The organism is Mycobacterium sp. C31M (assembly GCF_053345865.1).
Genome location: NZ_JBKFAX010000005.1, coordinates 134,547 through 155,182 on the forward strand (window position 1 = coordinate 134,547; position 20,636 = coordinate 155,182).

Here is a 20,636-nt window from a genome sequence, read left to right on the forward strand (position 1 = left end):
TCTCTTGAACTTCAACCGCTTTCAACGCCTCAACCGCGTCCTTGCCGTATTGGCGGTGGCCGCAGGGATGGCCATCGGCGCGGCGTCGCCGGCGTCCGCGGCACCGGAGTGGGACCCGACGCTGCCGGCCCGCCCGAGTTCGGGTGCCCCCGGTGACCCCGTCGCGATCGCCAACGCTTCGTTCCAGGTCAGCAAGATCGCCCTGGAGACCACCCAGAGCCTGGGCTCGAAGTTCCTGCAGACCCTCGGCCTGGCGCCTGCCCCGGCGGCGTCGACCGGCGGGTTGCCCGCCGGCGCGCGGGTGCGCGGGCCGCAGGCGATCGAGTACGTGATCCGCCGCGGCGGTTCACAGCTCGGTGTGCCGTACTCCTGGGGCGGGGGCACGTTGACCGGCCCCGGCCCCGGTGTCGACTACGACGCCGGAAAGATGGGTTACGACTGCTCGGGCTTCACCCGGTACGCCTTCGCCGGCGTCGGCGTGCAGATCCCCAAATACTCCGGTGACCAGTACAACTTCGGCCGGGCCATCTCGCCGTCGCAGGCCAAACGCGGCGACCTCATCTTCTGGGGTCCCGGCGGCAGCCAGCACGTTGCCATCTATCTGGGTGGCGGCAAGATGCTGGAGGCCTCGGGCAGCGCAGACAAGGTGACCGTGAGCCCGCTGCGCACCGCGGGGATGTCCCCGCACCTGGTACGCATCATCGAATCCTGACGCACCCGGCGCGCGGGGCGGGCGGGCAACGTCGACGGATTCCGAACTGCCTGGAATAGTTGACGGCGGACGCTCCGCCACCTCGGCGGTTGCCGCGTAGTCCAGCGAGTGTGTAGCAGATCGACCGTGGGAGGAAGCTAGATGACGTCACCGAGTGGGCCGCCGCAGGGCGCCGGAGGCTATCAAGGCCCGGCCCCGACGCAGGGCTACCCGCCCGGAACGCCGAGCGCACCCCCCGCAAGTTCCGGTCTGCAGGGTGAGGTGCACACCCTGGAGCGGGCGATCTTCGAGGTCAAACGCATCATCGTCGGCCAGGACCGGCTCGTCGAGCGGATGCTGGTGGGCCTGCTGGCCAAGGGGCACGTGCTGCTCGAGGGTGTGCCCGGTGTCGCCAAGACACTGGCGGTCGAGACCTTCGCCAAGGTGGTCGGCGGCACCTTCGCCCGTATCCAGTTCACCCCCGACCTGGTGCCCACCGACATCGTCGGTACCCGCATCTACCGGCAGGGCCAGGAGGCGTTCGATATCGAACTCGGGCCCGTCGTGGTCAACTTCCTGCTCGCCGACGAGATCAACCGCGCGCCCGCCAAGGTGCAGTCGGCCCTGCTCGAGGTGATGGCCGAGCGCAAGATCTCCATCGGCGGCAAGACCTTCCCGCTGCCCACCCCGTTCCTGGTGATGGCCACCCAGAACCCGATCGAGCAGGAAGGGGTGTACCAGCTGCCCGAGGCGCAGCGCGACCGCTTCCTGTTCAAGCTCAACGTCGACTACCCGTCACCGGAGGAAGAGCGCGAGATCATCTACCGGATGGGCGTGAAAGCGCCTGAGCCCAAGCAGATCCTGAACACCGGCGACCTGCTGCGGCTGCAGGAGGTCGCGGCCAACAACTTCGTCCACCACGCGCTGGTCGACTACGTGGTGCGGATCGTCACCGCGACCCGGGAGCCGGAGAAGTTCGGCATGCCCGACGCCAAGAGCTGGATCGCCTACGGTGCCTCGCCGCGCGCCTCGCTGGGCATCATCGCCGCCTCGCGTGCGCTGGCGCTGGTGCGCGGCCGCGACTACGTCATCCCGCAGGATGTCGTCGAGGTCATCCCGGATGTGCTGCGGCACCGCCTGGTGCTGACCTATGACGCACTGGCCGACGAGGTCTCGGCCGAGACCGTCATCAACCGCATCATGCAGACCGTCGGTCTGCCCCAGGTGAACGCCATTCCGCAGCAGGGTCATTCGGCGCCTCCCGGGGTGCCTGCCGCGGCGGCGGCCGGCGGTCGGTGACCGGGACCGGCGGGCGCGGGGTCGACCTGCCCTCGCTCAAGCGTGGTGAGATCCGCGACCCCGCACTGAGCGCGGCACTGCGCAAGCTCGAGCTGACGGTGCGCCGCAAGCTCGACGGTGTGCTGCACGGCGACCACCTCGGCCTGATCCCGGGTCCCGGGTCCGAGCCGGGGGAGTCGCGGATGTACCAGCCCGGCGACGATGTCCGCCGGATGGACTGGTCGGTTACTGCGCGCACCACACATCCGCACGTCCGGCAGATGATCGCCGACCGCGAGCTGGAAACCTGGCTGGTGGTCGACGTGTCGGCCAGCCTGGACTTCGGTACCGCCGGCTGCGAGAAGCGTGATCTCGCGGTGGCTGCGGCCGCCGCGATCGCCTTCCTCAACAGCGGCGGCGGTAACCGGATCGGCGCGATCATCTCCAACGGTGAATCCACCAAACGGGTGCCCGCGCTGTCCGGCCGTCTGCACGAGCAGGAGTTGTTGCGTGCCATCGCCACCACCCCGCAGGCGCCGCTGGGCACCCGCGGTGATCTCGCGGCGGCCATCGACTCCCTGCGTCGACCCGAACGCCGCCGCGGAATGGCGGTCATCATCAGCGACTTCCTCGGGCCGATCGACTGGATGCGTCCGTTGCGGGCGATCGCCGGGCGGCACGAGGTACTCGGTATCGAGATCATCGACCCGCGTGATGTCGAACTGCCCGATATCGGTGACGTGGTGTTACAGGACACCGAGTCCGGGGTCACCCGCGAATTCACCATCGACGAGAAACTGCGTGACGACTTCGCACACGCCGCGGCGGCACACCGCGCCGAGGTCGCCCGGACGCTACGCCGCTGTGACGCACCGCTGCTGACATTGCGCACCGACCGGGACTGGATCGCCGACGTGGTGCGGTTCGTGGCGGACCGGCGTCGGGGCGCCGCCGCGGGAAGCCGGTAGCGTTGATGAAAACGACTGAAATGACTAGCTGCACATGACATTGCCGTTGCTCGGCCCGATGAGTCTGTCGGGCTTCGAACACATCTGGTTCTTCCTGTTCCTGCTCGTCGTCGCCGGCCTTGTCGCGCTCTACATCGTGGTGCAGCGGGCGCGACAGAAGCGGATCCTGCGGTTCGCCAACATGGAACTGCTGGAAAAGGTTGCCCCCAAACAACCGACCCGGTGGCGACACCTGCCGGCGATCGCGCTCATCACCGCCCTGTGCCTGTTGACCATCGCGATGGCCGGACCCACCAACGATGTCCGGATCCCGCGTAACCGCGCCGTGGTGATGCTCGTGATCGACGTCTCGCAGTCGATGCGGGCGACCGATGTGGCCCCCAGCCGACTGGTGGCCGCCCAGGAGGCCGCCAAACAGTTCGCCGATCAGCTCACCCCGGGTATCAACCTGGGTTTGATCGCCTACGCGGGTACCGCGACGGTGCTGGTGTCGCCGACCACGAATCGCGAGGCCACCAAGGCCGGTATCGACAAGCTGCAACTGGCCGACCGGACCGCGACCGGTGAGGGCATCTTCACCGCACTGCAGGCCATCGCGACCGTCGGAGCGGTGATCGGCGGCGGGGACGAGCCCCCGCCGGCCCGGGTGGTGCTGATGTCCGACGGTAAGGAAACCGTGCCGTCCAACCCGGACAACCCCAAGGGCGCGTACACCGCGGCCCGGACGGCCAAGGACCAGGGCGTGCCGATCTCGACGGTGTCCTTCGGCACCCCGTATGGCTACGTCGAGATCAACGAGCAACGCCAGCCGGTGCCGGTCGACGACGAGATGCTGGCCAAGATCGCCGAACTGTCCGGCGGTGAAGCCTTCACCGCGTCCAGCCTGGAACAGCTCAAAGAGGTGTTCAGCTCGCTGCAGCAGCAGATCGGCTACGAGACCATCAAGGGTGACGCCAGCGTCGGCTGGTTGCGCCTCGGCGCTGTCATGCTGGCGTTCGCCGCGCTGGCCGCGCTGCTGATCAACCGCCGCCTGCCCGGCTAATAGCGGACGGTCCCGACGGCCAGCGGCGGATAGGCCAGCGAGGCCCGGCCGTCCACCGTCGCACCGGCGAACTGCAATGCCGCCAGCAGTTCGGGTTCCACCGGGACGTGCAGATCCGGTGCCGACACCAGGTCGAGCCGTTGCAACTGCTCCGCGTCCAAGGTGATGTCGAGGCCGGCCAGGTTGGTTTCCAGATGCGCGATCCGCCGCGCGCCGAGGATCGGGATGACGGTGCCTTCCCGAGCCCGCAACCAGGCCAGTGCCACGGCGGCCGGGGTGGTGGCGAGTTCGTCGGCCACGGCGGCAACCGTCTCGATGACCGTGTACTCGTCCTCGGTCGGACCGCCGACATACGCCGCCCGGACCGAGTCGGTGACCTGCGCCCCGCGCCGGTATTTGCCTGACAGGAAACCGTTCTGCAGCGGGCTCCACGGCACCAATGCCATGCCCTGATCCGAGGCCAGCGGTGCGATCTCGGCCTCGACACCACGATTGAGCAGTGAGTAGCCGATCTGCAGGGCGATCAGTGGTGTCCAGCCTTTCAGCTGCGCCATGGTCTGAGCCTGGGCGGTGACCCAGGCCGGGATGTTGGAGAACCCGATGTAGCGGATCTTGCCCGCTCGGACAAGGTCGTCGAGGGTGCGCATGGTCTCCTCGACGGGGGTATACCGGTCCCAATTGTGCAGCCAGTACAGGTCGATGTGGTCGGTGCGCATCCGACGCAGGCTCTCCTCCAGCTGGTTCACGATGGACCGCCGACCGGCACCACCGCCGTTGGGATCGCCGGGGGACATGTTGGTGAAGAACTTGGTCGCCAGGATGACACGATCCCGCCGCTGCCGGTGACTTCCGAAGTAGTCACCGAGGATCTTCTCGGAGTGCCCGTTGGTGTAGAAGTTCGCGGTGTCGATGAAGTTGCCGCCACGCTCCAGGTAGCTCTCGATGATGGCCTCGGATTCGGCGACACTACAGCCGGCGCCGCCGGCATCTTCGCCGAATGTCATGGCGCCGAGTGCAAAAGGGCTGACACGCAGCCCGGACCGGCCCAGGGTGACGTAGTGGTCGAGTGACATGGGATGTGCTCCTTGATGGGGTCGGATGAACGTTCTCCATACAACCGCCGCGGGTATCGGTGGCGGTAGACCGATCCGACCGCACTCTTGCCTGATCCTGTCTATCTTGGTGGTATTGAACAATCAGATGCTTGACTGGGCACATGCATCCGCTCGCCGAGCTTCGCGCGCTCGTCGAGGCCCACGTCGCGCCGGACACGTCGACATCCGTCGACGGGTTGTTGCTGTCCCGGGCCACGACGTCCGATCCGGAGTACTCGTTGACCGCACCGCTGCTGGTGGTGATGGCCGCCGGCGCCAAGCGGCTGCTGCTCGGTGACCAGGTGTTCGAGTACCGGGCCGGCGAGGTGCTGGTGGTCTCCGCCGAACTCCCGGTGAGTGGGCATTTCATCGGCGCCGATGAGCGCCATCCGGCGCTCGGCATCGGTATGGTGCTGCGTCCGCTGGTCATCGCCGAACTGCTGCTGCAGGGCGGTGTGCGACCGCGACCCGCCGCCGCGGCGACGGCGATGTCCACCGGGCCGGCCCCACCCGAACTGCTGGACGCGGTGCTGCGCTTGGTCCGGCTGTTGGATCAGCCCCGTGATGCCGGGGTGCTCGCACCGCTGATCGAGCGGGAGATCCTGTGGCGGTTGCTGACCGGCCCGCACGGGGCCGTGGTGAGCCAGATCGGCAGCGCCGGCAGCAGTGTGGCCCACGTCAACCACGTCATCGGATGGCTCCGGCAGAACTACGCCGAGCCACTGCGCATCGCCGACCTCGCGGCGATGGCCGGGATGAGCGCGTCGGCCTTTCACCGGCACTTCCGGTCCGTCACCGCGATGAGTCCACTGCAGTTCCAGAAGCAGATCCGGCTGCAGGAGGCCAGGACACTGTTGGCCTCCGATGCCGGCGATATCGCCGGCATCGGCCACCTGGTGGGCTATGACAGCCCCACCCAGTTCAGCCGGGAGTACCGACGGATGTTCGGTGCCCCACCGGGCCGCGATGCGGCCCGGTTGAACGCACCGGCGGCGCGACTGCCGTGATCGGGGCGATTTCGGGCGTGCGCCGGTCAGGCACTAAGTTGAGCCATATGAGTGACAGCGAAGCCACCCCCGACGCTCCGGTCGGCCGTCCCGCGTTCGTGTCCCGTTCTGTCCTGGTCACCGGCGGTAACCGGGGTATCGGCCTGGCGATCGCGCAGCGGTTGGCCGCCGACGGTCACAGGGTGGCGGTCACCCACCGCGGCTCCGGTGCACCGGAGGGCCTGTTCGGCGTCGTCTGTGATGTCACCGACAACGACGCCGTCGACCGTGCCTTCAAAGAGGTCGAGGAACACCAGGGTCCGGTCGAGGTGCTGGTGTCCAACGCAGGCATCTCCAAGGACGCCTTCCTGATGCGTATGACCGAGGAGCGGTTCTCCGAGGTCATCAACGCCAACCTCACCGGCGCCTTCCGCGTCACGCAGCGGGCGTCACGCAGCATGCAGCGCAAGCGATTCGGCCGGATCATCTACATCGGCTCGGTCTCGGGCATGTGGGGAATCGGCAACCAGGCCAACTATGCGGCCGCCAAGGCGGGTCTGATCGGGATGGCCCGCTCCATCTCGCGTGAGCTGTCCAAAGCCGGTGTCACCGCCAATGTGGTGGCCCCCGGATACATCGATACCGAGATGACCCGCGCCCTCGACGAGCGGATCCAGGAAGGCGCACTGGAATTCATCCCCGCCAAGCGGGTCGGTACCGCCGAGGATGTCGCCGGAGCGGTCAGCTTCCTGGCCTCCGAGGACGCCGGGTACATCGCGGGCGCGGTGATCCCGGTCGACGGCGGTATGGGCATGGGGCATTAGCAGGCACTGGGCCACCAGAAAGCACAAGGAAGGCAACACATGACACTTCTGCAAGGCAAGCGCATCCTCGTCACGGGGATCATCACCGACAGCTCGATCGCATTCCACATCGCCAAGCAGGCCCAGGAGGCCGGCGCGGAGTTGGTGCTGACCGGTTTCGACCGGCTCAAGCTCATCCAGCGCATCGCCGACCGGCTGCCCAACCCGGCCCCGCTGTTGGAACTCGATGTGCAGAACCCCGAGCACCTCGACTCGTTGGCCGGCCGGATCACCGAGGTGATCGGCGAGGGCAACAAGCTCGACGGTGTGGTGCACTCGATCGGCTTCATGCCGCAGACCGGGATGGGTGTGAACCCGTTCTTCGACGCGCCGTATGAGGACATCGCCAAGGGCATTCACATCTCGGCGTACTCCTACGCCTCGTTGGCCAAGGCCACCCTGCCGGTGCTCAACAGCGGCGGCAGCATCGTCGGGATGGACTTCGACCCGACCCGCGCCATGCCGGCCTACAACTGGATGACGGTCGCCAAGAGTGCCCTGGAATCGGTGAACCGCTTTGTCGCCCGCGAAGCCGGACCGTTCGGTGTGCGCTCGAATCTTGTTGCGGCAGGACCGATCCGGACGCTGGCCATGAGCGCCATCGTAGGTGGTGCGCTGGGTGCCGAGGCCGGCGACCAGATGCGTCTGCTCGAAGAGGGCTGGGACCAGCGCGCCCCGGTCGGCTGGAACATGAAGGATCCGACGCCGGTGGCCAAGACGGTCTGCGCCCTGCTGTCGGATTGGCTGCCCGCCACCACCGGCACCATCATCTACGCCGACGGCGGCGCCAGTACCCAGCTGCTGTAAAGCACGTCGTGCCCACCTCGTTTGACGCGCTGCTGCTGTTGTCCTTCGGCGGCCCGGAGGGTCCTGACCAGGTGATGCCGTTCCTGGAGAACGTCACCCGCGGTCGGGGGATCCCACCCGAGCGCCTTGAGGCGGTTGCCGAGCACTATCACCATTTCGGCGGTGTCTCACCGATCAACGGTATCAACCGTGCGCTGATCGAGCAGATCGAACAGGTGACCGACCTGCCGGTGTACTTCGGCAACCGGAACTGGGAACCGTTCGCCGAGGACACCGTCGCGAAGATGCGTGACGACGGGGTGCGGCGGGCAGCGGTGTTCGCAACCTCGGCCTGGGGCGGCTACTCCGGATGTGCGCAGTACCAGGAGGACATCGTCCGGGCCCGCTCGGCGGTGGGGCAGACCGCACCGGAACTGGTGAAGCTCCGGCAGTACTTCGACCATCCGCTGTTCGTGGCGATGTTCGCCGATGCGATCGCCGATGCCGCGGAGACACTTCCGGCGCCACGGCGCGCCGGGGCCCGGTTGGTGTTCACCGCGCATTCGATCCCGTTTCGTGCGGCGAACCGGTGCGGCCCCGATCTCTACGAACGTCAGGTCGGCTACGCGGCGCGCCTGGTGGCCGCTGCGGCCGGGTATGACGATTTCGACGTGGTGTGGCAGTCGCGGTCGGGTCCGCCCCAGGTGCCGTGGCTGGAACCGGATGTCGGCGATCACCTCGATGCCCTGGTTGCCCTCGGTGTCGACGCGGTGATCGTGTGCCCGATCGGTTTTGTCGCCGATCACATCGAGGTGGTCTGGGACCTGGACAACGAATTGGCCGAGCAGGCCGCCGCCGCGGGGGTATCACTCGCGCGGGCCGGCACGCCGAACGCCCAACGCCGGTTCGCCGAACTGGTGATCGACCTGATCGACGAACTGGGCACCGGCCGGGATGCGCTCAGGGTCGTTGGCCCGCAACCTGTTCCGGGTTACGGCTGCAGCATCGACGGGGCGTTCTGCACCCCGGCGTGCGAGCCGGTCAGCGCTGCCAGGCCGAATACAGTATCGCGCTGATCGCAGCCAACCGTGCGGTCCGTACCACCGAGGCCAGCGGTCGCAGGGTGTCCGAGGCGATCCGCACCTCCGAGCTGGACTGCAGCCCGATCGGCATGAGCCCGGAGCTCGCCGTGATGATGGCGTCGACGTGCGCCGCGTTCTCCAGGACCCGCACCGCCCGCTCGGGCGCATGGTCGGGGATGCGGTGCAGCCGGGTGGCCTCCAGCAGTTGTTCGACCATGCCCCGCGGATCGTCGATATCGGCGGCGCCGATCCCGGCACTCAACGCGCCGAGGGCGTCCGCGGCCGAGCGCACCGCCGACCGCAAGGTGTACTCGGCATCGCCGAGGTCGTAATGGTCGACGTGGCCCGAACTCGGCACCGAGTAGACCGTCCACGCCAGTGACACCGGATCCGGTTCGAAATCCGGATCGTCGACATCCTCGTAGATGTACTCGGGGACCATCCCGACCGAGCGGGCCGGATCGGTGCCGACGATGATGGCCTCGCCCACGCTGATGGCGTCCCGCTGGAACTGGGTGTCCGGTGGCAGGCCCCGGACATCACCGGGCACCGGCATCACCAGGGTCAGCGTCGGTGCCGAGCCGGAGCGGCCGGCCGCGGTCCGCATGGTCTGCAGCAGGCTCATGGTGCCCGAATGATTCAGGTCCGGCCACGGCAGCCCGGTGTTCCCGGCCGCCACCGAATCGTAGGCGGTGACGGAATGCTTTGGTGCCCACTGGGATAACGAGTCCAGCACGTCGTCGGGCGCGGCGACGCCTGCAAGCCAGGCATTGACCCAGACCGTCAGCGAAGCACTCGGACACCACATAGTTTCCGCAGTGTAGTTGTCAGTCGCGGGTACGGCCGGATTCGCTAGGCTGACACACATGCCCGCATGGATTTGGCTGGTGGCAGCGCTGGGGCTGGCAGGTGCGGAAGCCCTGACCGGCGACATGTTCCTGCTGATGCTCAGTGGTGGCGCGCTGGCCGCTGCCGGTGCGAGTTTTGTGTTCGACTGGCCGATCTGGGCCGACGGCGCGGTGTTCCTGGTGGTCTCGGTGCTGCTTCTGGTACTTGTCCGCCCGGCGCTGCGGCGCCGGATGGAGTCCGGCGGCGGTCTGCTCGACCCGGCCAAGGCGTTGGAGGGCAAGGGTGCGTTGGTCCTGATCGACGTGTCGCGCCACGACGGGCAGGTGAAACTTGACGGTGAAATCTGGACGGCGCGGCCACTGAACGACAACGATGTATTCGTCAAGGGCGACCAGGTGACCGTCGTGCACATCGACGGAGCCACCGCGGTCGTGTCCAAGATCGACTAAACCAGCGATCGACCAGACAATCAGAGGGGGACACAGTGGACGGTGCCATCGCAGGGTTGGTCCTGCTAGCGGTGCTGGTGATCTTCGCCGTGATCGTGGTGGCCAAATCGGTGGCGCTCATTCCGCAGGCCGAGGCCGCCGTCATCGAGCGACTCGGCCGGTACAGCAAGACGGTGTCGGGTCAACTGACCCTGCTGTTGCCGTTCGTCGACAAGATCCGGGCCCGGGTGGATCTGCGCGAACGGGTGGTTTCGTTCCCGCCGCAGCCGGTGATCACCGAGGACAATCTGACCGTCAACATTGACACCGTCGTCTACTTCCAGGTCACCAACCCGCAGGCCGCGGTCTACCAGATCAGCAACTACATCGTCGGTGTCGAGCAGCTGACCACCACCACGTTGCGCAATGTGGTCGGCGGGATGACGCTCGAGCAGACCCTGACCTCGCGCGACTCGATCAACGGGCAGCTGCGCGGCGTGCTCGACGAGGCCACCGGCCGCTGGGGCCTGCGGGTCGCCCGTGTCGAACTGCGCAGCATCGACCCGCCGCCGTCGATCCAGGAGTCGATGGAGAAACAGATGCGCGCCGACCGGGAGAAGCGCGCCATGATCCTGATGGCCGAGGGCAACCGCGAGGCGTCGATCAAACAGGCCGAGGGCCAGAAGCAGGCCCAGATCCTGTCGGCCGAGGGGGCCAAGCAGGCCGCGATCCTGGCCGCCGAGGCCGACCGGCAGTCCCGGATGCTGCGCGCCCAGGGTGAGCGGGCCGCGCAATACCTGAAGGCACAGGGTGAGGCCAAGGCCATCGAGAAGACGTTCGCCGCGATCAAGGCGGGCCGCCCCACCCCGGAGATGCTGGCCTACCAGTACCTGCAGACACTGCCCGAGATGGCCAAGGGTGAAGCCAACAAGGTCTGGCTGGTGCCCAGTGATTTCGGATCCGCCCTGGAGGGGTTCACCAAGATGCTGGGCGCGCCGGGATCCGACGGCGTATTCCGGTACACCCCGACGCCGGTCGACGACCACCCGGCGAAAACCGATGCGGAAGATGCGGCCGAGGTTGCCGACTGGTTCTCCACCGAGACCGACCCGGCGATCGCCCAGGCCGTCGCCAAGGCCGAGGCCGAGGCACGTACCCCGGTGCCGCCACTGGGGGCCACACCGGCCGCTCCGCTGGATGCACCGACCCAGTCGCATGCCCTGGGCGGGGTACCCACACCGCCACTGGCACAGCCGGGTGCCGGCACCCACCGCGCGCCCTGAGCGCATTGCCCGGCATCGGTTTGACGCCCCCGTACAATTATTTTGCTGCCACGGGGCCTTGTGGATGGTCTAATGGCATATTGAGCAGTTGCTGACACCTGACTGAACCTTTTGCCGGCGCAATGACGAAATGGCGGCGTTATGACGAGAGCATGCGTGCGGGGCGCAATGGGTGCCGGCGTGCTGTCCGCCGCGCTGTTGCTCGGCGGCCCCATGGCGCTCGCCACGGCCGACGAGGGCAGCGGCAGCACCGGTAGCTCCGGTGCCGGCGGTAGCTCGTCGAGCGAGAGCCAGTCCACCGGGTCTTCCGGGTCGACGAGCAGCTCACCGTCATCGAGCCCCAAGCCCAGGACCGATTTCGGGTCGTCCCTGCGGCAGGGCCTGCGTGATATCCGCACCTCGCTCGGATCGATCACCGATCGTCGGTCATCGTCGACCGCCGGTAACGATTCGACCACCGTCGACGAGGCCGACAGTCCCGCATCGATCGCCGACGCACCCGATGTCACCCCCGAGGTCGCCATCGAGATCGTCGCGCCCGAGTCGGAAACCGTGGTGGCCAAGCCGCCTGCGGTGACCGCGCCCATCACCACGCCGACTGCGTCGCCCACTCCGAAGGTTGCCCCGCTGTCCGCGGCCGGCACCCCGTCGGGCCCGCCGACTTCCAAGGGCACCAACGCCACCAGGCCGCCGCTGCCCTTCGCCAAGGTGCCCGAGGCGGTCGCGGCTGTCGGCGACACCGTCACCACGGTGCTCGATTCCACCCACGACACCATCGCGGCCCTGCCGGCGCTGCTGGCGACCCTGCCGAACTCACGCACACCGGTCACCGACGTCATCACGACGATCGAGTACATGCTCACCTCGGTCAGCTCCGTGGCTGGTGCCATCACCGCTCTGCCGACCGATCTCAGTGCGCTGATGGGTGTTCCGCTGACACCGGTGACCGAACCGGTCGCAACACCGCCTGCGCCGCGCCCCGCCTACCGTGCCGCACCGGCCGGACTGGCCGACCTGATGCTTGTGCCCGCATCGCTCGGTTCTCCCGTACCCGGGTCGGTCGCCGAGGTGCCCGTCGCGCCGGCGCTGCTGTCGGCCGCCACCACCGCGAACCTGCCGCGGGCGACGGTCGCCACGCCGGTTCCGGTGGCCCTGCGGGGTATCGCGGCCTCGGGCACACCGGACTCGTTACTCGATCGTGCGGTCAACGATGTCCTGCTGCCGCTGTCGCTGGCCGCGCTGGCCGCGGTCGCGCTGCCCGGCGTCGGCGGCCTGCTGGTCATCTGCGCACTCGGGGTGCGGATCGGCTACCGGCAGGCCAAGGCCGGCTGGGCCATCCACGTAGCCGGTATCGGGCGGTTCGCCGGACCGGGTCCGCTCGGCGTCGTGCGGTCCGGATCGCTTGTTGCCCTGCATACTCCGCGCGGGCGTAAGGCCCGAGCTGCCGACGGTAATCCGGGGGTCGTGCGATTCCTGGACCGCAGCGACCGCGCGGCCTGATCTTCAGCCGTTGACGGCGGGGTTGTCCTCGGTGGCCTGGTGGCGGCCGTGGTGCCTGCGATGCGCGCGCACCTCGTAGACCAGCCCGACGATTCCCACGGCGGCCGTGCAGGCCGACACCAGAACCAGCAGCGGGCTGATGTTGCCGGTCAACGCGTCACCGAGGATGACGACGGCAGCGGTACCGGGAATGACCCCGACGAACGTGGCCACCGCGTAGGGCAGCAGCCGCACCGCCGATGCTCCGGCCGCGTAGTTCAGCACCGCGAACGGGACAGCCGGGATCATCCGCATGGACAGCACGGTCACCCAACCGCGTTCGCGTAACCGGGCGTCCAGTGTGTCAACCCGCGGGTGGCGCACCAACCGGCTCAGCTGCCAGCCCGCCGCCCGCACCAGCACCACGGCCAGCACGGCGCTGAGCGTGCTGGCCACCACCGCCAGGGTTATCCCGACGAGCGGGCCGAACAGCAGCCCCGCCGAGAGCGTGAAGGCGGTGCGCGGGAAGGGGAACACCGTCATCACGGTGTGCGCGGCGAAGAACACCAGGGGGAACCACGGACCCGCGGCAGTCGCCCAGTCACGTAACTGCATCGCACTCGGCAGCGGCACCAGCAATGCAACTGCGACAAGGATCACAATTGTCACGGCGATGCCCGCAACCCGTCGGCGCGGCAGCTGCGCAGCCGTCGCGGCTACCGTGGCAACAACGGTGCGCAACGTGCTGACGACGGGTTTCACGTCTCCCAACCCTACGGGGCGACCCGGCGTCGGGCCGCGTAGCACCGGCGCCGGGCCCGGCCGCCGATGCCGCCCACCCCACGATGTCGTGGTAACGATCATTTAGCCTCATGGAGAGTTCACCCACCCCACACTGCGAAAACGGGAGTCACATGTCCTCGAGCGTCATGGAATCGGATCGCGAGCGCTGGCGCTCCGGGGTGGCCGGTGTGCTGGCGAAGAGCCTGCGCCGGGATGTGGCCGATCTGCCGGAGGAGCCGGAGCGCCTACTGGACACCGCGACGTATGAGGGGTTCGCGGTGCGCCCGCTGTACACCGCCTTCGACGTGCAGCCCGAGCCGGCATTGCCGGGTGTGTGGCCGTTCGTGCGGGGCGGTGACGCCCGCCGCGATGTGCTCAGCGGCTGGAAGGTTGCCGAGGAATTCGGGGCTGGGTCCGGGTCGGCGGCCGCGACGAACAACGCCGCGCTGTTGGCGCTGACCGAGGGCACCAGTGCGTTGGTGCTCAAGCTGGGCCCCGCGGGTGTGGCGGTATCGGAGTTGGGTCAGCTGCTCGACGGAATCTATCTGGACCTGGTACCGGTGATCGTCGACGCGGGTGCGGACTATTCGGCCGCGAGCGCGGCGCTGCAGGGCCTGGTCGCCGATTTCGACGAGGACAAGCGGTCGCGGCTGTCGTTGGATCTGGGCGCGGATCCGCTGACCGCACCGCTGAGCGTGCGGGACGCCCCCGCGCTGGACGAGGTGGTCACGGTGGCCGCGGGTGTCGCCGGTGGTCGCGGTGTCCGGGCGATCACCGTAGACGGGCCTGCGCTGCACAATCTGGGTGCCAGCGCGGTGTGGGAGTTGGCGGGCGCGGTGGCCGCGGGTGTGGCGTATCTGCGGGCGCTGACCGAGGGCGGCCTGAGTACAGCGGAGGCGCTGGGGCAGATCAGTTTCCGGCTGGCCGCCGATGACGACCAGTTCACCACGATCGCGAAATTGCGGGCCGCGCGCCGGTTGTGGGCGCGGGTGGCCGAGGTGGTCGGTGCCGCGGATGCGGGTGCGGCGGTGGTGCATGCGGTGACCTCGGCGCCGATGATGAGCCGGCGGGATCCTTGGGTGAACATGTTGCGCACCACGCTGGCGGCCTTCGGCGCCGGTGTCGGTGGCGCGGACACCGTGGCGGTGGCGCCGTTTGATGCCGCGATCCCCGGCGGGCTGCCCGGGACGGCGTCGAGTTTCACCCGGCGGATGGCGCGTAACACCCAGCTGTTGCTGCTGGAGGAGTCGCATCTGGGGAAGGTGCTCGACCCGGGTGCGGGTTCCTGGTTCATCGAGGATCTGACCGCTGCCCTGGCCGAGCAGGCCTGGGCACATTTCCAGGATCTGGAGGGCCGCGGCGGATTCGTCGCGGCGCGGGAGTACCTGGCCGAAGAGATCGCCGCGGTGCGCGACGCCCGGGCCGATGACATCGCTCATCGCCGTACCGCCCTGACCGGTGTCAACGAATTCCCCAACCTGGCCGAGAAACCGCTGCCGGCGGCGGCGAGGGAGGCGACCGACACGGTGGCGCGCTACGCGGCCGGTTTCGAGGCGCTGCGGGATCGCTCCGATGCTTATCTGGCCGCCCATGGTGTGCGTCCGTCGGCGGTGCTGTTGCCGTTGGGTCCGCTGGCCGAGCACAACATCCGCACCACATTCGCGGCCAACCTGCTGGCGTCCGGCGGTGTCGAGACCGTCAACCCGGGCACCGTGGCTGCCGACGGGGTGGCCGCCGCGGTCGGTGAGCACACAGTGGCCGTCATCTGCGGCACGGACAAGCGGTACGGCACCGAGGTCTCCGAAATCGCGGCGGCCGCACGCGCGGCCGGCGTCGCACACCTGTATTTGGCCGGACCGGACAAGGCCGTCGCGGACGCGACAAACAAGCCTGATGAGTATCTGACCGCAAAAATCGATGCCGTCGAAGCTCTTTCGACCCTGCTCACCCGATTGGGGGCCTGATATGACTGCCACCGAACCCACCGTGATCGGGAGTTTCGCCGACGTACCGCTGACCGGCGAATCCGGTGTGACACCAACTGCGGAGGCGGTGACCGAACAGGTCGCGACCGCGGCGGCCGCGCACGGCTACACACCTGAGCAGTCGGTGTGGTCCACTCCCGAGGGCATCGACGTCAAGCCGGTGTTCATCGGTGCCGACCGCGACGCCGCGGTCGAGGCGGGGTACCCGCTGGACACCTTCCCGGGTGAGCCGCCGTTCATCCGCGGGCCGTACCCGACGATGTATGTCAATCAGCCGTGGACCATCCGCCAGTACGCCGGTTTCTCCACTGCCGCCGAATCGAATGCCTTCTACCGGCGCAACCTGGCCGCCGGCCAGAAGGGTCTGTCGGTGGCCTTCGACCTGGCCACCCACCGCGGTTACGACTCCGACCACCCGCGGGTGTCCGGCGATGTCGGCATGGCCGGGGTGGCCATCGACTCCATCCTGGACATGCGCCAGCTCTTCGACGGGATCGACCTGGGCAGTGTGTCGGTGTCGATGACCATGAACGGTGCGGTGCTGCCGATCCTGGCGCTGTATGTGGTGGCCGCCGAGGAGCAGGGGGTCGGGCCGGAGAAGTTGGCCGGGACCATCCAGAACGACATCCTCAAAGAGTTCATGGTCCGCAACACCTACATCTATCCACCGAAGCCCTCGATGCGGATCATCTCCGACATCTTCGGCTACACGAGTACCAAGATGCCGAAGTTCAACAGCATCTCGATCTCGGGTTATCACATCCAGGAGGCGGGCGCGACCGCCGATCTGGAGCTGGCGTACACGCTGGCCGACGGTGTCGAATACATCAAGGCCGGCCTGGACGCGGGTCTGGATATCGACAAGTTCGCGCCCCGGTTGTCGTTCTTCTGGGGTATCGGAATGAACTTCTTCATGGAGGTGGCCAAACTGCGGGCGGGCCGGCTGCTGTGGAGTGAACTGGTGTCGCAGTTCGACCCGAAGAGCGCGAAATCGCTGTCGCTGCGCACCCATTCGCAGACCTCCGGTTGGTCGCTGACCGCCCAGGACGTGTTCAACAATGTCGCGCGCACCTGTGTGGAGGCGATGGCCGCCACCCAGGGCCACACCCAGTCGCTGCACACCAACGCCCTCGACGAGGCACTGGCGCTGCCGACGGACTTCTCCGCCCGGATCGCCCGCAACACCCAGCTGCTGCTGCAGCAGGAGTCCGGCACCACCCGGCCCATCGATCCGTGGGGCGGCTCGTACTACGTCGAGTGGCTGACCCATCAGCTGGCCGAGAAGGCCCGGGCCCACATCAAGGAGGTCGCCGAATACGGCGGCATGGCCCAGGCCATCGGCGAGGGCATCCCGAAGATGCGCATCGAGGAGGCCGCCGCGCGCACCCAGGCGCGTATCGACTCCGGCGTGCAGGCACTGATCGGTGTCAACAAGTACCAGGTGGCCGAGGACCAGGAGATCGAGGTCCTCAAGGTCGAGAACAGCCGGGTGCGCGCCGAGCAGTTGGCCAAACTGGACAAGCTGCGCGCGGAACGCGATGAGCAGGCCTGTCAGGCGGCACTGGCCGAACTGACCCGGGCGGCGGGGGAGAACGAGTCCGCAGGGGAGGACGGCCTGGGCAACAACCTGATGGCGCTGGCCATCAACGCCGCTCGCATGCATGCCACGGTCGGTGAGATCTCTGATGCGCTGGAGAAGGTCTATGGCCGCCACGTCGCCGAGATCCGCACGATCTCCGGTGTCTACCGTGACGAGGTCGGGAAGGCGGGGAAAGTGTCCAGCGCAACGGATCTGGTGGAGAAATTCGCCGAGGCCGACGGCCGCCGGCCGCGCATCCTGGTGGCCAAGATGGGTCAGGACGGGCACGACCGCGGCCAGAAGGTGATCGCCACCGCCTTCGCCGACATCGGCTTCGACGTCGACGTCGGCTCGCTGTTCTCCACCCCGGACGAGGTGGCGCGCCAGGCCGCCGACAACGATGTGCACGTCGTCGGGGTGTCCTCGTTGGCGGCCGGGCACCTGACGTTGGTGCCCGCGCTGCGTGACGCGCTTGCCGAGGTGGGCCGTCCCGACATCATGGTGGTGGTGGGCGGGGTGATCCCGCCGGGCGATTTCGACGAGCTGTATGAGGCCGGCGCGACCGCGATCTTCCCGCCGGGCACGGTGATCGCCGACGCCGCGATCGGACTGCTGGGCAAGCTGGCCGAACGACTCGGCTACACCCTGAGCTAGATGAGCCCGTCCGTCGTTGAACTGGCGAGCGCGCTGCGAGGCGGTGATCGTTCGGCGCTGGCCCGGGCGATCACCCTGGTCGAATCGACGCGTGCCGACCACCGCGCCAAGGCACAGGAGCTGCTTCTGGAACTGATGCCCGAAGCGGGATCAGCGCTACATGTGGGTATCACCGGGGTGCCCGGGGTGGGTAAGTCGACCACCATCGAGGCCCTCGGCATGCATCTGATCGATGCCGGGCACAAGGTGGCGGTGCTCGCGGTGGACCCGTCCTCGACCCGCACCGGTGGGTCGATCCTGGGTGACAAGACCCGGATGGCGAAACTCGCGGTGCATCCGGACGCTTACATTCGGCCCTCGCCCACCTCGGGGACCCTCGGTGGGGTGGCGCGCGCCACCCGCGAGACCATCGTGTTGTTGGAGGCCGCCGGGTTCGACGTCATCCTGGTCGAGACGGTCGGCGTCGGGCAGTCCGAGGTGACCGTGTCCGACATGGTCGACACCTTCGTCTTCTTGACCCTGGCCCGCACCGGCGATCAGTTGCAGGGCATCAAGAAGGGTGTGCTGGAACTCGCCGACATCGTGGTGGTGAACAAGGCCGACGGGCCGCATGCGGTGGAGGCCAAGGCCGCCGCCCGGGAACTGACCGGCGCGCTGCGTCTGATCTATCCGCGTGAAACCCTTTGGCGGCCACCAGCTCTCACGATGAGTGCGCTGACCGGCGAGGGCCTGGTGCAACTGTGGGAGACCGTGCTGCAGCATCGTGATGTGCTCACCGAGGCCGGTGAGTTCGCGGCGCGCCGGCGCACCCAGCAGGTCAACTGGACCTGGTCGATGGTCCGTGACACGGTGCTCGACCGCGTGCTCAGTAATCCCGAGGTGAAACGCATCCGCACCGATGTGGAGCGCCAGGTTCGCGACGGCGAGCTGACCCCGGCGTTGGCCGCCCAACAGATCCTCGATGCGGCGGACTGACACCGTGGGTGCGCTGGACTACGTTTCGTGTCCGTCAAACGTCCACGTCCTCACGGTTAGGTAACGCCCCTCGATAGTTAGCTGGGCTGCGGAGTAAATTATTGGCACTGTGACCTACGCAATAGACGGCGAGCGCAGCGCGGCGCTCACTGGAGAACCCGCGGACACCGGCGATCACCGGCTGCCGCGCGGTGTACATGGCGCGGCCGATCCCAACTTCGCCTGTGCCGTGTCGGCATTCGCCCGGCTGTTCGGCCACCACCGATTCGGCGGTGGTGCGCTCGCGGTGTACCTGGACGGGGTGCCCGTCGTCGACGTCTGGACCGGCTGGGCCGACCGCGCCGGCCGACGACGCTGGTCGGCCGATACCGGCGCCATGGTGTTCTCGGCCACCAAGGGCCTGGCATCCACCGTCATCCACCGGCTCGTCGACCGCGGGCTCATCGACTACGACGCCCCCGTCGCCGAGTATTGGCCGGAGTTCGCCGCCAATGGCAAGGCGGCGATCACGGTGCGCGAGATGATGCGGCACCGGGCGGGACTGTCCCAGCTGGGCGGCGTGTCCAAGACCGAGCTGCTGGACCATCTGCGCATGGAGGAACGCATCGCGGCCGCACCGGCCGGTCTGCTGCGCGGCCGACCGGCCTACCACGCGCTGACCTACGGCTGGCTGATCTCGGGGTTGGCCCGTTCGGTGACCGGGCTCGGGATGCGCGAGTTGTTCCGCACCGAGTTGGCCCACCCGCTCGACGTCGACGGCATCCATCTGGGTCGGCCGGAGGCGTCTGCGCCCACGCAGCCCGCGCAGATCATCGGCCCGCAATGGCACCCGCAGAACCCGATCTTCAACGCCGTGGCGCCGCACCTCGCCGCCTTGCCGCTCTCCGGCGGTCTGGGCGCGCTGTACTTCCCCGGGATGAAGTCGATGGTGCAGGGCGATACCCCGTTGCTCGACAGTGAAATGGCCTCGGCGAACGGTGTCGCGACCGCGCGGGCGCTGGCACGGGTGTACGGAGCGATCGCCAACGGCGGCGAGATCGACGGCACCCGGTTCCTGTCCCGAGAGCTGGTTGCCGGCCTGACCGGGCCACGCAGCCTGCATCCGGACGGTTCGATCGGTCTGCCGATGGCGTTCCACCTCGGCTACCACGCGTTGCCGTTCCCAGGTGTGCTGCCCGGCTTCGGTCACGTCGGGCTGGGCGGCTCGCTCGGGTGGGCGGACCCGGCAACCGGACTGGCGTTCGGTTACACGCACAACCGACTCCTCACCCCGCTGGTGGTCGCGGATCAGGCCGGGTTCGTGGCGACTGCGGCATTGATCCGGCGCGGTGCGGCACATGCCCGGGGAAACGGATTCTCCGCGATTCCGCGACTCGGAGCGGCCTCTGCGGGACCCGCTTCGGCGGCCGTCTGACGGGTTCGCCGATCGTGGTTTCGGCTACCCGAAGTTTTGCTTGCCGCCGCAACGACCACGCGATACCGCCGGTTACGGGATATTGCTGGTGACCTCGGCAGTTGGCTACGGGAATGGGTTCCAGGCCCCCTGGAAGGCCAATTCGGCGGACGGTGGCGCGGAAAGTCGGTCGTGTCGCTAAAGGTGGATACCGTTACGTAGTCAAATGTTGCCACCGTTCTGGCGAACTTGCTGTGATGCGCACGTTATGTGCTCGGCGACACCTAACGCGTCGTCGCCAGTGGGGTGGGTGTGACACCTGTTTACTGAGCTAGTGGCGTTGAACGGGGTGATTGGCTGCCTGACCAACAGCTGATTCACAGGTTCGCGCGTGGCTCCCAGAATGTGCATAGCTCGCCAAAATGGTTTGCTGGAGAA

At 67.9% G+C, this 20,636-nt stretch carries 18 protein-coding genes; 15 read left to right on the forward strand and 3 right to left on the reverse strand.

Annotation, left to right across the window (positions count from 1 at the left end; all coding sequences use genetic code 11):
• Positions 1-4 precede the first annotated feature (4 nt).
• From ripB to ACLBYA_RS09800, 4 genes are all read left to right on the forward strand, one after another.
• A complete protein-coding gene (gene ripB / locus ACLBYA_RS09785) occupies positions 5-712 on the forward strand; it encodes an NlpC/P60 family peptidoglycan endopeptidase RipB (RefSeq protein WP_447709197.1) in 708 nt (235 codons plus the stop codon).
• Between the two features lie 141 nt (positions 713-853).
• Positions 854-1,990, forward strand: coding sequence for a chaperone MoxR1 (gene moxR1, locus ACLBYA_RS09790; RefSeq protein WP_447709198.1), 1,137 nt, complete (start codon positions 854-856; stop codon positions 1,988-1,990).
• Positions 1,987-2,937 (forward strand): DUF58 domain-containing protein, encoded by a 951-nt coding sequence (locus ACLBYA_RS09795; RefSeq protein ID WP_447709199.1) that lies wholly within the window; start codon positions 1,987-1,989, stop codon positions 2,935-2,937. The genes moxR1 and ACLBYA_RS09795 overlap by 4 nt, the downstream gene beginning before the upstream one ends.
• A gap of 34 nt (positions 2,938-2,971) precedes the next feature.
• Entirely contained in the window at positions 2,972-3,979 is a 1,008-nt protein-coding gene (locus ACLBYA_RS09800) for a VWA domain-containing protein (protein ID WP_447709200.1), read from the forward strand.
• On the opposite strand, the gene ACLBYA_RS09805 is transcribed toward ACLBYA_RS09800, so the two are convergent.
• Entirely contained in the window at positions 3,976-5,052 is a 1,077-nt protein-coding gene (locus ACLBYA_RS09805) for an aldo/keto reductase (RefSeq protein WP_447709201.1), read from the reverse strand. The genes ACLBYA_RS09800 and ACLBYA_RS09805 overlap by 4 nt on opposite strands.
• Before the next feature lie 131 nt (positions 5,053-5,183).
• Between ACLBYA_RS09805 and ACLBYA_RS09810 the strand changes: the two genes are divergently transcribed.
• Genes ACLBYA_RS09810 through ACLBYA_RS09825 form a run of 4 tightly spaced genes read left to right on the forward strand, consistent with a single transcriptional unit; the run spans position 5,184 to position 8,784 of the window.
• Positions 5,184-6,080 (forward strand): AraC family transcriptional regulator, encoded by an 897-nt coding sequence (locus tag ACLBYA_RS09810; RefSeq protein WP_447709202.1) that lies wholly within the window; start codon positions 5,184-5,186, stop codon positions 6,078-6,080.
• Between the two features lie 47 nt (positions 6,081-6,127).
• Positions 6,128-6,883: a 3-oxoacyl-ACP reductase FabG1 gene (gene fabG1, locus ACLBYA_RS09815; protein WP_447709203.1), complete on the forward strand. Its 756-nt coding sequence runs from the start codon at positions 6,128-6,130 to the stop codon at positions 6,881-6,883.
• 39 nt (positions 6,884-6,922) lie between these two features.
• Positions 6,923-7,729 (forward strand): NADH-dependent enoyl-ACP reductase InhA, encoded by an 807-nt coding sequence (inhA, locus tag ACLBYA_RS09820; RefSeq protein ID WP_447709204.1) that lies wholly within the window; start codon positions 6,923-6,925, stop codon positions 7,727-7,729.
• Between the two features lie 8 nt (positions 7,730-7,737).
• Positions 7,738-8,784, forward strand: coding sequence for a ferrochelatase (locus ACLBYA_RS09825; RefSeq protein ID WP_447709205.1), 1,047 nt, complete (start codon positions 7,738-7,740; stop codon positions 8,782-8,784).
• Here the strand turns inward: ACLBYA_RS09825 and ACLBYA_RS09830 are convergent.
• A complete protein-coding gene (locus tag ACLBYA_RS09830; protein WP_447709206.1) occupies positions 8,750-9,598 on the reverse strand; it encodes a hypothetical protein in 849 nt (282 codons plus the stop codon). The genes ACLBYA_RS09825 and ACLBYA_RS09830 overlap by 35 nt on opposite strands.
• A 58-nt stretch (positions 9,599-9,656) precedes the next feature.
• Between ACLBYA_RS09830 and ACLBYA_RS09835 the strand changes: the two genes are divergently transcribed.
• The 3 genes from ACLBYA_RS09835 (at position 9,657) to ACLBYA_RS09845 (ending at position 12,850) form a co-directional block, all read left to right on the forward strand.
• Positions 9,657-10,088: an NfeD family protein gene (locus tag ACLBYA_RS09835; RefSeq protein ID WP_447709207.1), complete on the forward strand. Its 432-nt coding sequence runs from the start codon at positions 9,657-9,659 to the stop codon at positions 10,086-10,088.
• A 35-nt stretch (positions 10,089-10,123) separates the two neighbouring features.
• Positions 10,124-11,350 carry an SPFH domain-containing protein gene (locus ACLBYA_RS09840; RefSeq protein ID WP_447709208.1) on the forward strand — a complete coding sequence of 409 codons (1,227 nt, stop codon included), beginning with the start codon at positions 10,124-10,126 and terminating at the stop codon, positions 11,348-11,350.
• Positions 11,351-11,506: 156 nt separating this feature from the next.
• Complete coding sequence (locus tag ACLBYA_RS09845; RefSeq protein WP_447709209.1) at positions 11,507-12,850, forward strand: hypothetical protein; 1,344 nt, start codon at positions 11,507-11,509, stop codon at positions 12,848-12,850.
• A 3-nt stretch (positions 12,851-12,853) separates the two neighbouring features.
• Here ACLBYA_RS09845 and ACLBYA_RS09850 read toward each other — a convergent pair whose 3' ends face one another.
• Positions 12,854-13,591: a TVP38/TMEM64 family protein gene (locus ACLBYA_RS09850; RefSeq protein WP_447709210.1), complete on the reverse strand. Its 738-nt coding sequence runs from the start codon at positions 13,589-13,591 to the stop codon at positions 12,854-12,856.
• 152 nt (positions 13,592-13,743) lie between these two features.
• Between ACLBYA_RS09850 and mutA the strand changes: the two genes are divergently transcribed.
• The 4 genes from mutA to lipL all read left to right on the forward strand — a co-directional run bounded on the left by mutA (position 13,744) and on the right by lipL (position 20,219).
• A complete protein-coding gene (gene mutA / locus ACLBYA_RS09855; protein ID WP_447709211.1) occupies positions 13,744-15,576 on the forward strand; it encodes a methylmalonyl-CoA mutase small subunit in 1,833 nt (610 codons plus the stop codon).
• Between the two features lies 1 nt (position 15,577).
• Positions 15,578-17,830, forward strand: a complete 2,253-nt coding sequence (scpA, locus tag ACLBYA_RS09860; protein ID WP_447709212.1) for a methylmalonyl-CoA mutase — start codon at positions 15,578-15,580, stop codon at positions 17,828-17,830.
• On the forward strand, positions 17,831-18,805 hold the full coding sequence (meaB, locus tag ACLBYA_RS09865) for a methylmalonyl Co-A mutase-associated GTPase MeaB (protein ID WP_447709213.1): 975 nt from the start codon (positions 17,831-17,833) through the stop codon (positions 18,803-18,805).
• Between the two features lie 109 nt (positions 18,806-18,914).
• Complete coding sequence (gene lipL / locus ACLBYA_RS09870) at positions 18,915-20,219, forward strand: esterase/beta-lactamase LipL (protein ID WP_447709214.1); 1,305 nt, start codon at positions 18,915-18,917, stop codon at positions 20,217-20,219.
• Positions 20,220-20,636 lie beyond the last annotated feature (417 nt).

What these genes read in the sequence shown, in the direction of transcription:
- inhA (WP_447709204.1), top strand. Translation starts at nt 6,923, where the DNA reads ATGACACTTCTGCAAGGCAAGCGCATCCTCGTCACGGGGATCATCACC.
- fabG1 (WP_447709203.1), top strand. Translation starts at nt 6,128, where the DNA reads ATGAGTGACAGCGAAGCCACCCCCGACGCTCCGGTCGGCCGTCCCGCG.
- ACLBYA_RS09835 (WP_447709207.1), top strand. Translation starts at nt 9,657, where the DNA reads ATGCCCGCATGGATTTGGCTGGTGGCAGCGCTGGGGCTGGCAGGTGCG.
- ACLBYA_RS09830 (WP_447709206.1), bottom strand. Translation starts at nt 9,598, where the DNA reads ATGTGGTGTCCGAGTGCTTCGCTGACGGTCTGGGTCAATGCCTGGCTT.
- ACLBYA_RS09805 (WP_447709201.1), bottom strand. Translation starts at nt 5,052, where the DNA reads ATGTCACTCGACCACTACGTCACCCTGGGCCGGTCCGGGCTGCGTGTC.
- moxR1 (WP_447709198.1), top strand. Translation starts at nt 854, where the DNA reads ATGACGTCACCGAGTGGGCCGCCGCAGGGCGCCGGAGGCTATCAAGGC.
- mutA (WP_447709211.1), top strand. Translation starts at nt 13,744, where the DNA reads ATGTCCTCGAGCGTCATGGAATCGGATCGCGAGCGCTGGCGCTCCGGG.
- scpA (WP_447709212.1), top strand. Translation starts at nt 15,578, where the DNA reads ATGACTGCCACCGAACCCACCGTGATCGGGAGTTTCGCCGACGTACCG.
- meaB (WP_447709213.1), top strand. Translation starts at nt 17,831, where the DNA reads ATGAGCCCGTCCGTCGTTGAACTGGCGAGCGCGCTGCGAGGCGGTGAT.
- ACLBYA_RS09800 (WP_447709200.1), top strand. Translation starts at nt 2,972, where the DNA reads ATGACATTGCCGTTGCTCGGCCCGATGAGTCTGTCGGGCTTCGAACAC.